The 19,535-nt window shown below is 55.2% G+C and carries 16 protein-coding genes and 4 tRNA genes; all 20 read right to left on the bottom strand.

Translation table 11 applies throughout. The annotated features are described in order from the left end of the window. Window positions 1-77 precede the first annotated feature (77 nt). Entirely contained in the window at window positions 78-1,271 is a 1,194-nt protein-coding gene (tuf, locus tag FJD34_RS25745; RefSeq protein WP_003176426.1) for an elongation factor Tu, read from the bottom strand. A gap of 30 nt (window positions 1,272-1,301) precedes the next feature. Further along, window positions 1,302-3,407, bottom strand: coding sequence for an elongation factor G (fusA, locus tag FJD34_RS25740; protein ID WP_003232412.1), 2,106 nt, complete (start codon window positions 3,405-3,407; stop codon window positions 1,302-1,304). Window positions 3,408-3,437: 30 nt separating this feature from the next. Then, window positions 3,438-3,908: a 30S ribosomal protein S7 gene (gene rpsG / locus FJD34_RS25735; protein WP_002555493.1), complete on the bottom strand. Its 471-nt coding sequence runs from the start codon at window positions 3,906-3,908 to the stop codon at window positions 3,438-3,440. 117 nt (window positions 3,909-4,025) lie between these two features. Beyond that, window positions 4,026-4,397 carry a 30S ribosomal protein S12 gene (rpsL, locus tag FJD34_RS25730; RefSeq protein ID WP_002555494.1) on the bottom strand — a complete coding sequence of 124 codons (372 nt, stop codon included), beginning with the start codon at window positions 4,395-4,397 and terminating at the stop codon, window positions 4,026-4,028. Window positions 4,398-4,613: 216 nt separating this feature from the next. Continuing rightward, window positions 4,614-8,813 carry a DNA-directed RNA polymerase subunit beta' gene (gene rpoC, locus FJD34_RS25725; RefSeq protein WP_032861612.1) on the bottom strand — a complete coding sequence of 1,400 codons (4,200 nt, stop codon included), beginning with the start codon at window positions 8,811-8,813 and terminating at the stop codon, window positions 4,614-4,616. A 64-nt stretch (window positions 8,814-8,877) separates the two neighbouring features. Next, window positions 8,878-12,951 (bottom strand): DNA-directed RNA polymerase subunit beta, encoded by a 4,074-nt coding sequence (gene rpoB, locus FJD34_RS25720; protein ID WP_090292184.1) that lies wholly within the window; start codon window positions 12,949-12,951, stop codon window positions 8,878-8,880. A 219-nt stretch (window positions 12,952-13,170) separates the two neighbouring features. Further along, complete coding sequence (rplL, locus tag FJD34_RS25715) at window positions 13,171-13,536, bottom strand: 50S ribosomal protein L7/L12 (protein WP_003176432.1); 366 nt, start codon at window positions 13,534-13,536, stop codon at window positions 13,171-13,173. Between the two features lie 78 nt (window positions 13,537-13,614). Further along, window positions 13,615-14,115, bottom strand: a complete 501-nt coding sequence (rplJ, locus tag FJD34_RS25710) for a 50S ribosomal protein L10 (protein WP_032861608.1) — start codon at window positions 14,113-14,115, stop codon at window positions 13,615-13,617. A gap of 199 nt (window positions 14,116-14,314) precedes the next feature. Further along, the gene (rplA, locus tag FJD34_RS25705; protein ID WP_003176434.1) at window positions 14,315-15,010 is read right to left on the bottom strand and encodes a 50S ribosomal protein L1; all 696 of its coding nucleotides are present in this window, start codon (window positions 15,008-15,010) and stop codon (window positions 14,315-14,317) included. Then, complete coding sequence (gene rplK / locus FJD34_RS25700; protein ID WP_003210097.1) at window positions 15,010-15,441, bottom strand: 50S ribosomal protein L11; 432 nt, start codon at window positions 15,439-15,441, stop codon at window positions 15,010-15,012. The genes rplA and rplK overlap by 1 nt, the downstream gene beginning before the upstream one ends. A 117-nt stretch (window positions 15,442-15,558) precedes the next feature. Then, window positions 15,559-16,092: a transcription termination/antitermination protein NusG gene (gene nusG / locus FJD34_RS25695; RefSeq protein WP_003176436.1), complete on the bottom strand. Its 534-nt coding sequence runs from the start codon at window positions 16,090-16,092 to the stop codon at window positions 15,559-15,561. A 9-nt stretch (window positions 16,093-16,101) separates the two neighbouring features. After that, complete coding sequence (secE, locus tag FJD34_RS25690; RefSeq protein ID WP_090292187.1) at window positions 16,102-16,470, bottom strand: preprotein translocase subunit SecE; 369 nt, start codon at window positions 16,468-16,470, stop codon at window positions 16,102-16,104. Between the two features lie 45 nt (window positions 16,471-16,515). After that, window positions 16,516-16,591: transfer RNA gene (locus FJD34_RS25685), tRNA-Trp, on the bottom strand. A 158-nt stretch (window positions 16,592-16,749) separates the two neighbouring features. Continuing rightward, window positions 16,750-16,825, bottom strand: a tRNA-Thr gene (locus tag FJD34_RS25680). A 26-nt stretch (window positions 16,826-16,851) separates the two neighbouring features. After that, a tRNA-Gly gene (locus FJD34_RS25675) sits at window positions 16,852-16,925 on the bottom strand. A gap of 24 nt (window positions 16,926-16,949) precedes the next feature. Then, window positions 16,950-17,034 (bottom strand) — tRNA-Tyr (locus tag FJD34_RS25670). A gap of 142 nt (window positions 17,035-17,176) precedes the next feature. Beyond that, complete coding sequence (locus tag FJD34_RS25665) at window positions 17,177-17,623, bottom strand: hypothetical protein (RefSeq protein WP_032861606.1); 447 nt, start codon at window positions 17,621-17,623, stop codon at window positions 17,177-17,179. A 7-nt stretch (window positions 17,624-17,630) separates the two neighbouring features. Continuing rightward, entirely contained in the window at window positions 17,631-18,380 is a 750-nt protein-coding gene (locus tag FJD34_RS25660) for a pantothenate kinase (protein WP_032861603.1), read from the bottom strand. Beyond that, a complete protein-coding gene (gene birA, locus FJD34_RS25655) occupies window positions 18,370-19,329 on the bottom strand; it encodes a bifunctional biotin--[acetyl-CoA-carboxylase] ligase/biotin operon repressor BirA (protein WP_065942767.1) in 960 nt (319 codons plus the stop codon). The genes FJD34_RS25660 and birA overlap by 11 nt, the downstream gene beginning before the upstream one ends. Before the next feature lie 12 nt (window positions 19,330-19,341). After that, on the bottom strand, window positions 19,342-19,535 hold a 194-nt coding region (locus tag FJD34_RS28165; RefSeq protein ID WP_211365105.1), incomplete at its 5' end, for a hypothetical protein.

The raw sequence follows: 19,535 nt of genomic DNA, 5'->3' as shown, positions 1-19,535 counted from the left end.
TAGGTGTCAACCCAATAAAAAAGGCCTCCGCTAAGCGGAGGCCTTCTCAAAAAACCGAGCTATCTCAGAAGAGATAATTACTCGATGATTTTAGCTACAACACCAGCACCAACGGTACGGCCGCCTTCACGGATTGCGAAGCGCAGACCGTCTTCCATAGCGATGGTCTTGATCAGGGTGACAACCATTTTGATGTTGTCGCCTGGCATTACCATTTCTACGCCTTCCGGCAGTTCGCAGTTACCAGTTACGTCGGTAGTACGGAAGTAGAACTGTGGACGGTAGCCTTTGAAGAACGGAGTGTGACGACCGCCTTCTTCTTTGCTCAGCACGTACACTTCAGCTTCGAACTTGGTGTGCGGCTTAACCGAACCCGGCTTAACCAGAACCTGGCCACGCTCAACGTCGTCACGCTTGGTACCACGCAGCAGAACGCCGCAGTTCTCGCCAGCACGACCTTCGTCGAGCAGCTTACGGAACATTTCAACACCGGTGCAGGTGGTGACGGTAGTGTCACGCAGACCAACGATTTCCAGTGGATCTTGAACCTTGACGATACCGCGCTCGATACGACCAGTTACAACAGTACCGCGACCGGAGATCGAGAATACGTCTTCGATTGGCATCAGGAACGGCTTGTCGATAACACGAACTGGATCTGGGATGTAGCTGTCCAGAGTCTCAACCAGTTTACGAACGGACGTGGTGCCCATTTCGTTATCGTCTTTGCCTTCCAGAGCCATACGAGCAGAACCGATGATGATCGGAGTGTCGTCACCTGGGAAGTCGTAAGTGCTCAGCAGATCGCGCACTTCCATCTCAACCAGTTCCAGCAGCTCAGCGTCGTCTACCAGGTCAGCCTTGTTCAGGTAAACCACGATGTACGGAACGCCAACCTGACGGGACAGCAGGATGTGCTCACGGGTTTGTGGCATCGGACCATCAGCGGCCGAACAAACCAGGATAGCGCCGTCCATTTGAGCAGCACCGGTGATCATGTTCTTCACATAGTCAGCGTGACCTGGGCAGTCAACGTGAGCGTAGTGACGGATCAGCGAGTTGTATTCAACGTGAGCGGTGTTGATGGTGATACCACGAGCTTTTTCTTCTGGCGCGCTGTCGATTTTATCGAAATCAACGATTGCGGAACCGAATACTTCGGAGCAAACGCGAGTCAGAGCAGCAGTCAGAGTGGTTTTACCGTGGTCAACGTGACCGATGGTGCCAACGTTGACGTGCGGTAGGGAACGATCAAATTTTTCTTTAGCCACGACAATTAACTCCTTGCCTAAAGGACTGAATCAGCCTTGTTTTTTGGATACAGTTTCAGCGATATGCGCCGGAGCTGTGTTGTATTTTTTGAATTCCATAGAGTAGCTTGCGCGACCCTGGGACATGGAGCGAACGTCGGTCGCATAACCGAACATCTCACCCAACGGAACCTCGGCGCGAATCACTTTGCCGGAAACCGTGTCTTCCATACCCAAGATCATGCCGCGACGACGGTTAAGGTCGCCCATGACATCACCCATATAGTCTTCAGGTGTAACAACTTCTACCGCCATGATTGGCTCAAGCAACTCACCACCGCCCTTCTGGGCCAGTTGCTTGGTTGCCATGGAAGCAGCCACCTTAAACGCCATCTCGTTGGAGTCGACGTCGTGGTAAGAACCGTCAAAAACGGTTGCTTTCAGGCCGATCAGCGGATAGCCGGCAACAACACCGTTCTTCATCTGCTCTTCGATGCCCTTCTGGATAGCAGGGATGTATTCCTTAGGAACCACACCACCTACTACTTCGTTCACGAATTGCAGACCTTCCTGACCTTCGTCAGCAGGAGCAAAACGGATCCAGCAGTGACCGAACTGACCACGACCGCCGGACTGACGAACGAACTTGCCTTCGATTTCACAATTCTTCGTGATGCGCTCACGATAGGAAACCTGAGGCTTACCGATGTTGGCTTCGACGTTGAACTCACGGCGCATCCGGTCAACCAGGATGTCCAGGTGCAGCTCGCCCATGCCGGAGATGATCGTTTGACCAGTCTCTTCATCAGTCTTGACACGGAAAGATGGATCTTCCTGAGCAAGCTTGCCCAGAGCGATACCCATTTTTTCCTGGTCATCCTTGGTCTTAGGCTCTACGGCAACCGAGATAACCGGCTCCGGGAAGTCCATGCGAACCAGGATGATTGGCTTGTCAGCGTTGCACAAGGTTTCACCAGTGGTGACGTCCTTCATGCCGATCAAGGCCGCGATGTCACCAGCGCGTACTTCCTTGATTTCTTCACGGGCGTTTGCGTGCATTTGCACCATACGACCCACGCGCTCTTTTTTACCTTTAACCGAGTTGATCACGCCGTCGCCGGAGTTCAACACGCCCGAGTAAACACGGACGAAGGTCAAGGTACCCACGAATGGGTCAGTGGCAATTTTAAATGCCAAAGCGGAGAACGGTTCTGCGTCGTCTGCATGACGCTCCAGCTCGATAGTCTCGTCATCCGGGTCAGTACCCTTGATGGCAGGAATATCAACTGGCGCTGGCAGGTAGTCGATCACAGCATCGAGAACCAGGGGAACGCCCTTGTTCTTGAACGAGGAACCGCAAACAGCCAAGACGATCTCACCAGCGATAGTACGCTGACGCAGAGCGGCCTTGATTTCCACGTTGGTGAGCTCTTCACCTTCGAGGTACTTGTTCATCAGCTCTTCGTTGGCTTCGGCCGCAGCTTCAACCATGTTGTTGCGCCATTCGTCAGCCAGTTCCTGCATATCAGCAGGGATTGGCTTGCGAACAGGAACCATACCTTTGTCAGCATCGTTCCAGTAAACAGCTTCCATGGTCAGCAGATCGATCTGCCCCTGGAAATTGTCTTCAGAACCGATGGCCAATTGGATTGGAACCGGGGTATGACCCAAACGCTGCTTGATCTGACCGATCACGCGCAGGAAGTTGGCACCAGCACGGTCCATCTTGTTTACGTAAACAAGACGTGGAACGCCGTACTTGTTGGCTTGACGCCATACGGTTTCCGACTGAGGCTCAACACCCGAGGTACCGCAGAACACAACGACAGCGCCGTCGAGTACGCGCAGGGAACGTTCAACTTCAATGGTGAAGTCTACGTGGCCCGGGGTATCGATTACGTTGAAGCGGTGCTCATCTTTGTACTGCTTCTCGGAACCCTTCCAGAAGGCGGTAATAGCAGCAGAAGTAATGGTAATACCACGCTCCTGCTCCTGAACCATCCAGTCTGTGGTCGCGGCGCCATCATGCACCTCGCCCATCTTGTGACTTTTGCCGGTGTAAAACAGTACGCGCTCGGTGGTGGTGGTTTTACCAGCATCCACGTGAGCAACGATACCGATGTTACGGTAGCGGCTAATCGGAGTAGTACGAGCCATAAAGCCCTCGCAAAATTAGTGAAGCTAAGATTAGAAGCGGTAGTGCGAGAAAGCTTTGTTAGCTTCAGCCATACGGTGCACGTCTTCACGCTTCTTAACAGCAGCACCTTTACCTTCAGCAGCGTCCAACAGCTCGCCGGCCAAACGCAGAGCCATAGACTTCTCGCCGCGCTTACGGGCGAAGTCTACCAACCAGCGCATTGCCAGGGCGTTACGACGGGACGGGCGAACTTCGACCGGAACCTGGTAAGTAGCACCGCCTACACGGCGCGACTTCACTTCGACCAGCGGAGCGATGGCGTCGAGAGCTTTCTCGAAGATTTCCAGGGGGTCGCTGTTCTTGCGTTCTTTAACCTTTTCCAGCGCGCCATAAACGATACGCTCGGCAACGGCTTTCTTGCCGCTTTCCATCACGTGGTTCATGAACTTGGCCAGGATTTGGCTTCCGTATTTTGGATCGTCAAGCACTTCGCGCTTGGCTGCTACGCGTCTTCTTGGCATGGATAAGCCCTCAAACGGTCTTCAGGTTCGTTCGGAATCGGTGCCCTTGCGGGACGCCTCCGACCTTACTCTTATCGACTCAGAAAATAAGATGATTCAGTTTACAAAAAGCCGCTACTACTTAGGCTTCTTGGTACCGTACTTCGAACGACCCTGGTTACGACCTTTAACGCCGGAAGTATCCAAGGAGCCGCGTACGGTGTGGTAACGAACACCTGGCAAGTCTTTTACACGACCGCCGCGGATCAGTACCACGCTGTGCTCTTGCAGGTTGTGGCCTTCACCGCCGATGTACGAGGAAACCTCGAAACCGTTGGTCAGGCGCACACGGCATACTTTACGCAGTGCCGAGTTAGGTTTTTTCGGCGTGGTGGTATACACACGGGTGCATACGCCACGACGTTGCGGGCAGTTCTGCAGCGCAGGCACGTCGGATTTCTCGACGATACGCTTACGCGGCTGACGTACCAGCTGGTTGATAGTTGCCATCTACTAGCTCCACTGTTGTCTTGCGACGCTATTGTCTTGCAAGAAAAGCAAAATGGCAGGAACGAATTCCCGCCAAATTTAGGGGTACAAGAGTCTAAAGAGGATCTTGCCCCCAGTCAAGGCAAGGCCCCGACCTCCCCCTCCATCGAAACCCGACAAAACTGTCTTGTTCCGACGAACGGGGCTGCCAGGGCCCGGTCTTATTTATCGCAGAACTCAGTTACCGCTAGAGTTCAGCGCTTCGGTCAGTGCAGCTTCCACTTCACTGGCGCTTACGCGCAGCGGCTTGTCGAGTTCACGGCGACGCTTGCGCTCGCTGTGGTAGGCCAAGCCGGTACCGGCTGGGATCAGACGACCCACAACCACGTTTTCTTTCAGGCCGCGCAGGTAATCGCGCTTGCCGGTTACCGCCGCTTCGGTCAGTACGCGAGTGGTTTCCTGGAAGGAAGCCGCCGAGATGAACGATTCGGTGGACAACGACGCCTTGGTGATACCCAGCAGAACACGAGTGAACTTGGAGACAAACTTGTCTTCCGCGCCCAGACGCTCGTTCTCTACCAGTACGTGAGTCAGTTCCATCTGGTCGCCCTTGATGAAACTCGAATCGCCGGATTCAGCGATTTCAACTTTACGCAGCATCTGACGCAGGATGGTCTCGATGTGCTTATCGTTGATCTTCACGCCCTGCAGACGGTAAACGTCCTGGATCTCGTTAACGATGTACTTGGCCAGCGCACTCACACCCAGCAGACGCAGGATGTCGTGTGGATCGCTCGGGCCGTCAGAGATAACTTCGCCGCGGTTTACCTGTTCGCCTTCGAAGACGTTCAGGTGACGCCACTTCGGAATCAGCTCTTCGTACGGATCGGTACCGTCGTTCGGGGTAATGACCAGACGGCGCTTGCCCTTGGTTTCTTTACCGAACGCGATGGTGCCGCTGACTTCAGCCAGAATCGACGCTTCTTTCGGACGACGAGCTTCGAACAAGTCGGCAACACGCGGCAGACCACCGGTGATGTCGCGGGTCTTCGAAGTTTCTTGCGGGATACGCGCGATAACATCACCGATCGCGATCTTCGCACCATCCGCCACACCGACCAGGGCGTTGGCTGGCAGGAAGTACTGAGCGATAACGTCAGTGCCTGGCAGCAACAGATCCTTGCCGTTGTCATCGACCATCTTCACGGCAGGACGGATGTCTTTACCGGCAGCTGGACGATCTTTGGCGTCGAGTACTTCAATGTTGGTCATACCGGTCAATTCGTCAGTCTGACGCTTGATCGTGATGCCTTCTTCCATGCCCACGTAGGTCACGGTACCTTTCATTTCGGTAACGATTGGGTGAGTGTGCGGATCCCACTTGGCCACGATTGCGCCAGCGTCGACCTTGTCACCTTCTTTAACCGAAATCACAGCACCGTACGGCAGCTTGTAACGCTCACGCTCACGACCGAAGTCATCAGCGATTGCCAGCTCACCGGAACGGGACACAGCAACCAGGTGGCCATCCACTCGCTCAACGTGTTTCAGGTTGTGCAGACGGACAGTACCGCCATTCTTCACCTGAACGCTGTCAGCCGCGGAGGTCCGGCTTGCCGCACCACCGATGTGGAACGTACGCATGGTCAGCTGGGTACCCGGCTCACCGATGGACTGGGCAGCGATAACGCCAACCGCTTCACCGATGTTCACCTGGTGACCACGAGCCAAGTCACGACCGTAGCACTTGGCGCAGATGCCGTAGCGGGTTTCGCAGCTGATCGGCGAGCGAACAATCACTTCGTCGATGCTGTTGAGTTCGATGAACTCGACCCACTTCTCATCTACCAGGGTGCCGGCAGGAACGATAACTTCCTCGGTACCTGGCTTGAATACGTCACGGGCAATAACACGACCCAATACGCGCTCACCCAGCGGCTCTACAACGTCACCGCCTTCAATGTGCGGAGTCATCAGCAGGCCATGCTCGGTGCCGCAATCGATCTCGGTTACAACCAGATCTTGTGCAACGTCTACCAGACGACGAGTCAGGTAACCGGAGTTAGCGGTTTTCAACGCGGTATCCGCCAGACCTTTACGAGCACCGTGCGTGGAGATGAAGTACTGAAGTACGCTCAAACCTTCACGGAAGTTCGCAGTAATCGGCGTTTCGATGATGGAACCGTCCGGCTTGGCCATCAGGCCACGCATACCGGCGAGCTGACGGATCTGCGCAGCAGAACCCCGTGCGCCCGAGTCGGCCATCATGTACATCGAGTTGAAAGACTCTTGATCGACTTCGACACCATGGCGGTCGATGACTTTCTCTTTCGAGAGGTTGGCCATCATCGCCTTGGACACTTCGTCGTTGGCCTTGGACCAAAGGTCGATCACTTTGTTGTACTTCTCGCCCTGGGTTACCAGGCCGGAGGCGTACTGGCTCTCGATCTCTTTCACTTCGTCAGTGGCGGCACTGATGATGCGGGCTTTTTCATCCGGGATAACGAAGTCGTTAACACCGATGGAAACGCCGGAAATGGTCGAGTAAGCAAAACCGGTGTACATCAACTGGTCAGCGAAGATCACGGTCTCTTTCAGACCAACCACGCGGTAGCACTGGTTGATCAGCTTGGAGATCGCCTTTTTCTTCATCGGCAGGTTGACGACGTCGTACGACAGGCCTTTTGGCACAACCTGGTACAACAGCGCACGGCCGACAGTGGTGTCGACGATACGAACGTTGCTCACGCTGCCGCCGTCACGGTCGTTGACGGTTTCGTGGATCCGCACCTTGACCTTGGCGTGCAGTGCGGCTTCGCCGGCACGGAACACACGGTCAACTTCTTGCAGGTCAGCGAATACACGACCTTCGCCCTTGGCGTTGATCGCTTCACGGGTCATGTAGTACAGACCCAATACAACGTCCTGCGACGGAACGATGATTGGCTCACCGTTGGCTGGCGACAGAATGTTGTTGGTCGACATCATCAACGCACGCGCTTCCAACTGGGCTTCCAGTGTCAGCGGTACGTGCACGGCCATTTGGTCGCCGTCGAAGTCGGCGTTGTACGCAGCACAGACCAGAGGGTGCAGCTGGATAGCCTTACCTTCGATCAGTACCGGTTCAAATGCCTGGATACCCAGACGGTGAAGGGTCGGTGCACGGTTGAGGAGAACCGGGTGTTCGCGGATCACTTCAGCGAGAACGTCCCAAACCTCTGGCAGTTCGCGCTCGACCATTTTCTTGGCCGCTTTGATGGTGGTCGCGAGACCGCGCATTTCCAGCTTGCCGAAGATGAACGGCTTGAACAGCTCCAGCGCCATCTTCTTAGGCAGACCGCACTGGTGCAGACGCAGGGTCGGGCCTACGGTAATTACCGAACGACCGGAGTAGTCAACACGCTTACCGAGCAAGTTCTGACGGAAACGACCCTGCTTACCCTTGATCATGTCAGCCAGGGATTTCAGAGGACGCTTGTTGGAACCGGTGATAGCGCGGCCACGACGACCGTTGTCGAGCAAGGCGTCGACAGCTTCCTGCAACATACGCTTTTCGTTGCGCACGATGATGTCCGGAGCGGACAGATCAAGCAGGCGCTTCAAGCGGTTGTTACGGTTGATCACGCGGCGGTACAGGTCGTTGAGGTCGGACGTCGCGAAACGACCACCGTCCAACGGTACCAGCGGACGCAGGTCTGGCGGCAGAACCGGCAGAACGGTCAGCACCATCCACTCTGGGAGGTTGCCGGAACCCTGGAAGGCTTCCATCAACTTCAGACGCTTGGACAGCTTCTTGATCTTGGTTTCGGAATTGGTTTGCGGAATTTCTTCGCGCAGACGGCCAATCTCGTGCTCCAGGTCGATAGCGTGCAGCAGTTCGCGGACAGCTTCGGCACCCATGCGGGCATCGAAATCGTCGCCGAACTCTTCCAGCGCTTCGAAGTACTGCTCGTCGTTCAGCAGCTGACCCTTTTCAAGGGTGGTCATGCCTGGATCGATAACGACATAGCTCTCGAAGTAGAGAACGCGTTCGATATCACGCAGGGTCATGTCCATCAGCAAGCCGATACGGGACGGCAGCGACTTCAGGAACCAGATATGGGCAACCGGCGAAGCCAGCTCGATGTGCGCCATGCGCTCACGACGAACCTTGGCCAGTGCAACTTCAACGCCGCACTTCTCGCAGATCACACCACGGTGCTTCAAGCGCTTGTACTTACCGCACAGGCACTCGTAATCCTTTACCGGGCCAAAGATCTTGGCGCAGAACAGGCCGTCACGCTCAGGTTTGAACGTACGGTAGTTGATGGTTTCCGGCTTTTTAACTTCACCGAACGACCACGAACGGATCATCTCAGGCGATGCCAGTCCAATACGGATGGCGTCGAACTCTTCGACTTGACCCTGGTTTTTCAGCAAATTCAGTAGGTCTTTCAAGGCCTTTCCTCCTGGCGGAGCAGAGAGCGGGCTAAATAGCCCCGCTCTCGATTCGCGTCACGTGTTATTCGGTTTCCAGATCGATATCGATGCCGAGGGAACGAATTTCTTTGATCAACACGTTGAAGGACTCGGGCATGCCCGGCTCCATACGGTGATCGCCGTCCACGATGTTTTTGTACATCTTGGTACGACCGTTCACATCGTCCGACTTCACTGTGAGCATTTCTTGCAGAGTGTATGCAGCACCGTATGCTTCCAGTGCCCAGACCTCCATCTCCCCGAAACGCTGACCACCGAACTGAGCCTTACCACCCAGCGGCTGCTGGGTAACCAGGCTGTACGAACCGGTAGAACGAGCGTGCATCTTGTCGTCTACCAAGTGGTTCAGCTTCAGCATGTACATGTAGCCAACAGTAACCGGGCGCTCGAACTTGTTGCCGGTACGGCCGTCGAACAGCTGCATCTGGCCGCTTTCTGGCAAGTCTGCCAGTTTCAGCATGGCCTTGATTTCGCTTTCCTTGGCACCGTCGAACACTGGGGTAGCCATTGGAACGCCGCCGCGCAGGTTCTTCGCCAGATCCAGGATTTCCTGGTCGGTAAAGGTGTCCAGCTCTTCGTTGCGACCGCCGATCTCGTTGTAGATCTCGTGCAGGAACTTACGCAGGTCAGCGACCTTGCGCTGCTCTTCGATCATACGGTTGATCTTCTCGCCCAGGCCTTTGGCCGCGAGGCCCAGGTGGGTTTCAAGGATCTGACCAACGTTCATACGCGAAGGTACGCCCAACGGGTTGAGGACGACGTCGACCGGGGTGCCATTGGCATCGTGCGGCATGTCTTCAACCGGCATGATCACGGAGACCACACCTTTGTTACCGTGACGACCGGCCATCTTGTCGCCCGGCTGGATGCGACGACGGATTGCCAGGTAAACCTTGACGATTTTCAGCACGCCTGGAGCCAGGTCATCGCCCTGCTGCAGTTTGCGCTTCTTGTCTTCGAACTTGTCGTCCAGCAGACGGCGGCGATCAACGATGTAGGCCTGGGCCTTCTCAAGCTGCTCGTTCAGAGCATCTTCAGCCATGCGCAGTTTGAACCACTGGCCGTGCTCAAGACCGTCGAGGATTTCGTCGGTGATGTCCTGACCTTTCTTCAGGCCGGCGCCGCCTTCGGCCTTGTGGCCTACCAGGGCGGAACGCAGACGTTCGAAGGTCGCGCCTTCAACGATACGGAACTCTTCGTTCAGGTCCTTGCGGATCTCGTCGAGCTGGGTCTTCTCGATGGACAGTGCACGAGCATCACGCTCAACGCCGTCACGGGTGAAGACCTGTACGTCGATGACAGTACCCTTGGTACCGGTAGGTACACGCAGGGAGGTGTCTTTAACGTCGCTGGCTTTTTCACCGAAGATGGCACGCAACAGCTTCTCTTCTGGCGTCAGTTGGGTCTCGCCTTTCGGAGTAACCTTACCTACCAGAATGTCGCCAGCGCCAACTTCAGCACCTACGTAAACGATACCGGCTTCGTCCAGTTTGTTCAGTGCAGCTTCACCCACGTTCGGGATGTCCGCAGTGATCTCTTCAGGCCCAAGCTTGGTGTCACGTGCCACACAGGTCAGTTCCTGAATGTGGATCGTGGTGAAGCGATCTTCCTGAACTACACGCTCGGACAGGCAGATGGAGTCTTCGAAGTTGTAACCGTTCCAGGCCATGAACGCGATGCGCATGTTCTGGCCCAGTGCCAGCTCACCCATATCGGTGGACGGACCGTCTGCCATGATATCGCTGCGCTGAACCCGATCACCCTTACGCACCAGCGGACGCTGGTTGATGCAGGTGTTCTGGTTGGAGCGGGTGTACTTGGTCAGGTTGTAGATGTCGACACCGGCTTCGCCAGTTTCAACTTCGTCATCAGCAACACGAACCACGATACGGCTGGCATCAACAGAGTCGATCACGCCGCCACGACGAGCCACGACGCAAACGCCGGAGTCACGAGCTACGTTACGCTCCATGCCGGTACCTACCAGCGGCTTGTCGGCACGCAGGGTGGGTACAGCCTGACGCTGCATGTTGGAACCCATCAACGCACGGTTGGCGTCATCGTGCTCCAGGAACGGGATCAGCGACGCTGCGACCGAAACTACCTGCTTGGGCGACACGTCCATCAAGGTGACGTCTTCCGGCGCCTTGACGGTGAACTCGTTCAGGTGACGAACAGCTACCAGCTCATCGATCAGGACTTTCTTGTCGTTCATCGTGGCCGAAGCCTGAGCGATCACGTGATCAGCTTCTTCGATGGCGGACAGGAAGACGATCTCGTCGGTGACCAACGCGTCTTTCACCACACGGTACGGGCTTTCCAGGAAGCCGTACTGGTTGGTGCGCGCATAGGCCGCCAGGGAGTTGATCAGGCCGATGTTCGGACCTTCCGGCGTTTCGATCGGGCATACACGACCGTAGTGCGTCGGGTGTACGTCACGAACTTCAAAGCCAGCACGCTCACGCGTCAGACCGCCCGGGCCCAGTGCAGAAACACGGCGCTTGTGGGTGATCTCGGAGAGCGGGTTGTTCTGGTCCATGAACTGCGAGAGCTGACTGGAACCGAAGAACTCTTTCACCGCCGCAGCCACTGGCTTGGCGTTGATCAGGTCTTGCGGCATCAGGCCTTCGCTTTCAGCCATCGACAGACGCTCTTTGACCGCACGCTCAACACGTACCAGGCCAACGCGGAACTGGTTCTCAGCCATTTCGCCTACGCAGCGAACACGACGGTTACCCAGGTGGTCGATGTCATCGACGATGCCTTTGCCGTTACGGATGTCGACCAGAGTCTTCAGGACCGCAACGATGTCTTCCTTGCACAACACGCCCGAACCTTCGATCTCGGTACGACCGATACGACGGTTGAACTTCATCCGGCCTACAGCAGACAGGTCATAGCGCTCTGGGCTGAAGAACAGGTTGTTGAACAGGGTTTCGGCAGCGTCTTTGGTTGGTGGCTCGCCAGGACGCATCATGCGATAGATCTCGACCAGCGCTTCCAATTGGTTGCTGGTGGAGTCGATCTTCAGGGTGTCGGAGACGAACGGACCGCAGTCGATGTCGTTGGTGTACAGGGTCTCGATGCGAACAACCTGGGCCTTGGCGATTTTTGCCAGGATCTCGGTGTTCAGCTCGGTGTTGCACTCAGCCAGGATTTCGCCTGTAGCCGGGTGAACGATGACCTTGGCGGTGGTGCGACCCAGGACGTAGTCCAGAGGCACGTCCAGCGACTTGATACCGGCTTTTTCGATCTGGTTGATGTGGCGCGCAGTAATACGACGGCCAGCTTCAACAATGACCTTGCCCTTCTCGTCCTGAATGTCCAGGACCGCAATTTCACCACGCAGACGCGAAGCAATCAGCTCCAGGCTGAGGGTTTCATCCTTCAGGCTGAATACGTTGGTGGTGTAGAAGGCGTCCAGCACTTGCTCAGTGGTATAGCCGAGCGCGCGCAGCAGTACCGAGGCCGGCAGCTTGCGACGACGGTCGATACGCACGAACACGCAGTCTTTCGGGTCGAACTCGAAGTCCAACCACGAACCACGGTACGGAATGATCCGCGCGGAGTACAGGAGCTTGCCGGAGCTGTGCGTCTTGCCGCGGTCGTGATCGAAGAACACGCCCGGGGAACGGTGCAGCTGGGAAACAATTACACGCTCGGTACCGTTGATAACGAAGGTACCGTTCTCAGTCATCAATGGGATTTCGCCCATGTAGACTTCTTGCTCTTTGATGTCCTTGATCGCTTTGTTCGACGATTCTTTGTCGAAAATGATCAGACGGACTTTTACCCGCAAAGGTACGGCGTACGTAACACCGCGCAACACGCATTCTTTGACATCAAATGCCGGTTCGCCCAGGCGATAACCGACGTACTCCAGCGCAGCATTGCCGGAGTAGCTGATGATCGGGAAAACGGATTTGAAGGCCGCATGCAGGCCCACGTCGCGGAACTGATCTTTGGTCGCTCCCGCCTGCAAGAATTCACGATACGAATCCAGCTGGATAGCCAGAAGGTACGGGACATCCATGACGTCCGGCAACTTGCTAAAGTCCTTGCGGATACGTTTTTTCTCAGTATATGAGTAAGCCATCAGCGTTCCCCAGCTTGGTCACCTGCTTGTTTGGCCCTCCCGACGGGAGCAGCCAGAAAATCTTGCAAACCCCATGGTTTGCACCACCGCATCGGGTGGCTACAGCGCGTTAGTGGCGGCGACCGAGTCGACAGCCAAGAACGGAAAAAGGCCGGTGGCAAGAGCCACCAGCCATCAGCCTTCAGCTTAACGCTTGGGCTGGAGACGCAAGGTCGATGCTTACTTCAGCTCGACTTTAGCGCCTGCTTCTTCCAGAGTAGCTTTGGCTTTGTCAGCGGCGTCTTTCGACACAGCTTCCAGAACCTGGGCAGGAGCGCCGTCAACTACAGCCTTGGCTTCTTTCAGGCCCAGACCGGTCAGTTCACGTACTGCCTTGATCACGTTTACTTTCTTCTCGCCAGCTTCCAGCAGCATGACGTTGAATTCGGTTTGCTCTTCAGCAGCAACAGCAGCAACAGCTGGGCCAGCGGAAGCAGCGGCAGCGGAAACGCCGAATTTTTCTTCGAAAGCTTTGATCAGCTCAACAACCTGCAGAACCGACATTTCAGCTACGGCGTTGAGGATATCGTCTTGGGAGATAGACATTGCTGTATTTCCTGAATTGGGGGACGGCCTACGCGGCCATCGAAATAAACAAAAAAACGCGAGAGAGGTCGCTCAGCCTTAGGCTGCGGCAGCTTCTTTTTGCTCGCGAACTGCGGCCAGAGTACGAGCCAACTTGCTGGTAGCGCCTTGAATCACGCTCATCAGCTGAGAAATAGCTTCGTTACGGGTCGGCAGTGTTGCCAGTACGTCGATTTGGTTAGCTGCGAGGAACTTGCCCTCGAACGCAGCTGCCTTGATCTCGAACTTATCCTGACCCTTGGCGAATTCCTTGAACAAACGAGCAGCAGCGCCCGGGTGATCTTTGGAGAACGCAATCAGGGTCGGGCCGGTGAACACGTCGTTGAGGACACTGTATTCAGTGTCAGCAACAGCGCGCTTGAGCAGGGTGTTACGTACAACACGTACGTATACGCCAGCTTCACGAGCCTCTTTACGGAGTCCGGTCATAGCGCTTACTGTCACACCACGGGCATCAGCCACGACAGCGGACAGAGCAGCTTTGGCAGCCTCGTTGACTTCAGCGACGATGGCCTTCTTGTCTTCGAGATTAATTGCCACGGGTTTAACTCCTGCTTGTTACCGTTTCATCTGGCCTAGGCCGGATGTCGTTTTGGTGTCTGATTCGGTAAGGAACCGGGAGCACCATCTGCGTAGGCTTGATGGTTTAAGACTTGCGTCGCCTACGGTCTTGGATAGCCCCCGCCAGGCAGGGACCCCAATCTTTCAATTGGCGCGATCACTCACGCCAATGTGTGTCTTATACGTCCAGCGAGCCTTGGTCGATGACCAGACCTGGGCCCATAGTGGTGCTCAGGGTAACGCGCTTGACGTAGATACCTTTCGAGGAAGCTGGCTTGATACGCTTCAGATCAGCGATCAGGGCTTCAACGTTTTCCTTCAGCTTGACGGCGTCGAAGCCGACCTTGCCAACGGAGGTGTGAATGATGCCGTTTTTGTCGGTGCGATAACGAACCTGACCAGCCTTGGCGTTTTTAACCGCGGTGGCTACGTCTGGCGTTACGGTACCGACTTTCGGGTTAGGCATCAGGCCACGTGGGCCCAGGATCTGACCCAACTGACCTACAACGCGCATTGCATCCGGGGAGGCAATAACGACGTCATAGTTCAGGTCGCCGCCTTTCATTTCGGCAGCCAGGTCGTCCATGCCAACGCGATCGGCGCCAGCGGCCAGAGCAGCTTCAGCTGCCGGGCCTTGGGTGAAGACAGCAACACGTACAGTCTTGCCAGTACCGTGTGGCAGCACAGTAGCGCTACGAACGACCTGGTCGGATTTACGTGGGTCAACACCCAGGTTTACAGCAACGTCAACGGACTCGCTGAACTTGACAGTCGACAGCTCGGTCAGCAGGGCAGCAGCGTCTACAAAGTTGTAGGACTTGCCCGCTTCGATTTTGCCGGCGATAGCCTTTTGGCGCTTGGTCAGCTTAGCCATTACACACCCTCCACGTTAAGGCCCATGCTACGAGCAGAACCAGCGATGGTACGCACGGCTGCATCCATATCAGCTGCAGTCAGATCCGCGTTTTTGGTTTTCGCGATTTCTTCCAGCTGAGCACGAGTTACAGTGCCAACCTTAACGGTGTTCGGACGAGCGGAACCGCTAGTCAGACCAGCAGCTTTCTTCAACAAAACCGAAGCCGGGGTCGACTTGGTTTCGAAAGTGAAGCTACGGTCGCTGTATACAGTGATGATCACTGGAGTCGGCAGACCTGGCTCAATACCCTGAGTACGGGCGTTGAAGGCCTTGCAGAATTCCATGATGTTCACGCCGTGCTGACCCAGAGCTGGACCGACGGGTGGGCTAGGGTTGGCCTGAGCGGCCTTCACTTGCAGCTTGATGTAAGCGGTAATCTTCTTGGCCATGAGGCACTCCAATTACGGGTTCAAGCGCCTCGAAAGGCTCCCCGGTTACTTGCGCGTTTATCCCAGTGACGACAAAACCCCACAGCCTAAGGCTGCGGGGTTGGGATGCTTTGTCAGCTAGACCTTCTCGACCTGGCTGAACTCCAACTCTACCGGAGTAGAGCGACCGAAAATGAGCACTGCCACTTGGATCCGGCTCTTTTCGTAGTTAACTTCTTCGACAGTGCCGTTAAAATCAGCAAACGGACCATCAGTGACACGAACAACTTCGCCCGGCTCGAACAATGTCTTCGGCTTCGGCTTGTCGCTACCGTCAGCAACACGACGCAGAATCGCTTCTGCCTCTTTGTCGGTGATCGGCGCAGGCTTGTCAGCGGTACCGCCGATAAAGCCCATCACGCGAGGAGTGTCCTTGACCAAGTGCCAAGTACCCTCATTCATGTCCATCTGTACCAGCACGTAGCCAGGGAAGAACTTGCGTTCGCTTTTGCGCTTCTGGCCATTGCGCATCTCTACCACTTCTTCAGTGGGAACCAGAATTTCGCCGAAGCCATCTTCCATGCCTGCCAGCTTTACGCGCTCTAGCAAAGAGCGCATGACATGCTTCTCGTAACCCGAGTAAGCATGCACAACGTACCAACGCTTAGCCACGGGACACCCTTAGCCAACAATCAAGGAAACAAGCCAGCCGAGCAGGGAATCAAGACCCCACAACAGCAACGCCATAACCAGAACAACAGCCACAACAATTAGCGTGGTCTGCGTGGTTTCTTGGCGAGTTGGCCAAACGACTTTACGTATTTCGGTGCGAGCTTCCTTAACCAGTACGGCGAAAGACTTACCCTTTACAGTCTGCAGACCGATAAACACAGCCACAGCAGCAAGAGCAAGCAATACGAGTACGCGGTACAGGACCGGCGAAGCAGAATAATACTGATTGCCAACAACGCCTACGACCACCAAAGCGACGACAGCGAGCCACTTAACCAGATCGAAACGAGAGCTTTGAGCTTCAGCCTTAGGAGTCATCTATGAAGATCCTGTGAAAAGAAAGCCAGATACACCACGTGAATCTGGCAGGTCAGGAGGGAATCGAACCCCCAACCTACGGTTTTGGAGACCGTCGCTCTGCCAATTGAGCTACTGACCTAAAACAAAATCAGGCCGACCATTATGCAGGCCTGAAAAAGACTTTACAACAACCAACCCCAAGAGACTTGAAACAACCTGATAACACCAGGTAAAACAGAATCAAGCCGAGACAGCTGTTAAAACAAAGGCAGATATTTTCATATCTGCCTTGTTATATGGAGCTCTTGAGCGGATTTGAACCGCTGACCTCACCCTTACCAAGGGTGTGCTCTACCAACTGAGCTACAAGAGCGAAACATCTTGCACAACCTGCAAACTTGGAGCGGGTAGCGGGAATCGAACCCGCATCATCAGCTTGGAAGGCTGAGGTTCTACCACTAAACTATACCCGCGGAGCTTGCAGCTCACGCTAAAAATGGTGGAGGGGGAAGGATTCGAACCTTCGAAGTCGTAGACGTCAGATTTACAGTCTGATCCCTTTGGCCGCTCGGGAACCCCTCCTAAGCGAGCCGGCATTTTACATTACGCCGACCTTCTGTCAAGCATTTTCTCATTAAAAATATGAGGTTAGCTGCGTGACGATCGCTTCACACCAACTTCCCAAAAGGGTCATCACTGTGGAGCGGGCGCCATTCTATGCAAACTATTCGACAGTTGCAATGCCTTCGCACGGCATTATTTTATGTTTTAACTCATTGAATTCATTAGCAAGGCTTTCAAACGGCAGATCGTCAGCCAGGCGGCGACTTTCAGGTGCTACACGCAACCAGAAAGAAGGCGCGCCCGCCGAGACCAACGACTGGATTCGAGCCTTGATATCCAGGCTGATCAGACGCTGCTCAAGGAACTGGGCTTGCTCCTGGCCTGCGAACCCACCGATATACAAGCAACCTGCAGGCGCCTCTGGAGCCTTGGGCCGATCGCGACGCGCCACAGCGTCAGCCGACTCGCTCAACAACTGAATATCCTGCTGAGAGCCCCGATATAGCGCCAAGGGCGTTACATCCTTTGCACGCAAGGGCGCCTCTTGCTGGTGCCAGACGTAATAAAAGACATTGAGGACCAGCAACAACAGAAACAACCAACGCATAAAAACCTCAAGACAAAGGGCATGCCATCGCCAAGCCGACAAATACCAGGTCCGGAACGAAGCGAGCGCCTGGCAAGGCGTCAGCGACCAACTCAGCATCACCACCCGTAAGGAAAACCGAAAAGTCGCCCCCCCAGTAACTGCGGGCCAGCTCCAGTTGCGACTGCGCGAATCCACGCAGCATGAGCGTACAACCCCGCTCAACGGCCTGGGCAGTGGTACGTCCAGGTACAAGGCTTTCCAATGCACGCTCAGCGGCAACATCGTCATAGCGTATTTTTCGGGTGTGGGTGCGCAGCTGATTTCTCATCAGCGGCATACCAGGGCAGATAAACCCCCCAAGATGCTCGCCATCTGCCGTGATGAAATCAGCAGTGGCCGCCGTACCGAAATCAAGTACCAGGCATGCTCCAGAGGCTAGCTGGAAACCTCCAAGCATCGCCAGCCAACGATCCAGCCCCAAACGGGCGTACTCTTCATACCCATTGCGCACACCCGCCATCTCACGCGCTGGCGCAGCACAGCTTATAGAGACACCAAAGGCTGCAACCAACACGCCTACCAGGCGATTGGTCTCTTCCTGAGCGCGCACACTGACCAATCTGCAGTGCTGCAGTGAAAGACCAGCCAGTGAGTGAAGACCACCCAGCAACGCCACATCCGAATCAACAACACCTTCAGCAAAAACGGCCGCCTGGCTTGCCTCAAGGACACGCCATTTGATGAAGCTATTCCCACAGTCGAGCTCAAGAATCATCACGCAACCTCAGGCTTAACTCACCGCCACTGTAGATTTTCTCAACACCATTCACTTCAAGACGTAGCGCGCCTTGACCGTCGATACCCAGCACAACACCATCTATCTGGTTGACACCGGCGATCAACGACACCGCCCTACCCTGCCATAGATGATTGCGCTCCCACTCCTCTCGGATGACCGCAAAACCGAAGTCCCTATGACGCTCCAGATAAACTTGCAACGCCTGGCCCAGATGAGCGACCAGATGATTTCGATCTACCACGCGCCCCGTTTCTAGCTGTATCGATGTCCACTGCTGATCAACTTCCGCAGCGCCCCGCATGTTTGCGTTGATACCAATACCGAGCACCACGTGACAAACATCAGCGGGATCCCCTACCAATTCAAGAAGAATGCCCGAAATCTTCTTCGACCCAACAAGAACGTCATTAGGCCATTTCAAACCTGCCCCCTGGACACCAAGATCGCGCAGGGTTTGCATTACTGCCAACCCCACGACGAGGCTCAGGCCTTCAAGCTGTCGCAAACCACCATCGATACGCAGCACAAGGCTGTAGTAAACATTCTGTGCAAATGGACTGACCCACTGACGCCCTCGACGCCCCCTGCCAGCAGTCTGCTGCTCAGAGAGAACCAGGAAGGGTGCCGCTTGCCCCGCATCGATAAGACGTAGAGCCTCGGCATTAGTGGAGTCGATGGTATCGGATATAAAAACCGAACCTGCGCACAGCGGCGACTGCAAGGCGATCTCGTCAGCACTCAGCAGAACCAGCGGGGACGCCAATTGATAGCCTCTACCCCTGACTTTATGAATGGTCAGATCCAGCTCAACCTCCAGATGCTGGAGCTGCTTCCACACAGCACTACGACTGACGCCCAGGGCTGCGCCTAGCGCTTCACCCGAATGGAATCGGCCATCTTTCAGAAGTTTTAACAACGTCAGCATGCAGGTCTCGCCTCACAATGAGGCACGCATGATAGCCATGCGTAGGGCCATTGCATAGAAAGCAAGCTGACCGGTGATATTGGAATCTTGCAGCTGGAAACTTGAAGCTTGTAGCAGCCCCTTTCCGAGCGCCCAAAACAAAACCCCAACTGCTTTCGCAATTGGGGTTTCGGAATTTAATCTTGACGATGACCTACTCTCACATG

This window comes from Pseudomonas brenneri (assembly GCF_007858285.1).
GTDB lineage: Bacteria > Pseudomonadota > Gammaproteobacteria > Pseudomonadales > Pseudomonadaceae > Aquipseudomonas > Aquipseudomonas brenneri.
The sequence above is the reverse complement of the archived record's forward strand: the minus strand, read 5'-3'. Positions and strand labels throughout refer to the sequence as shown.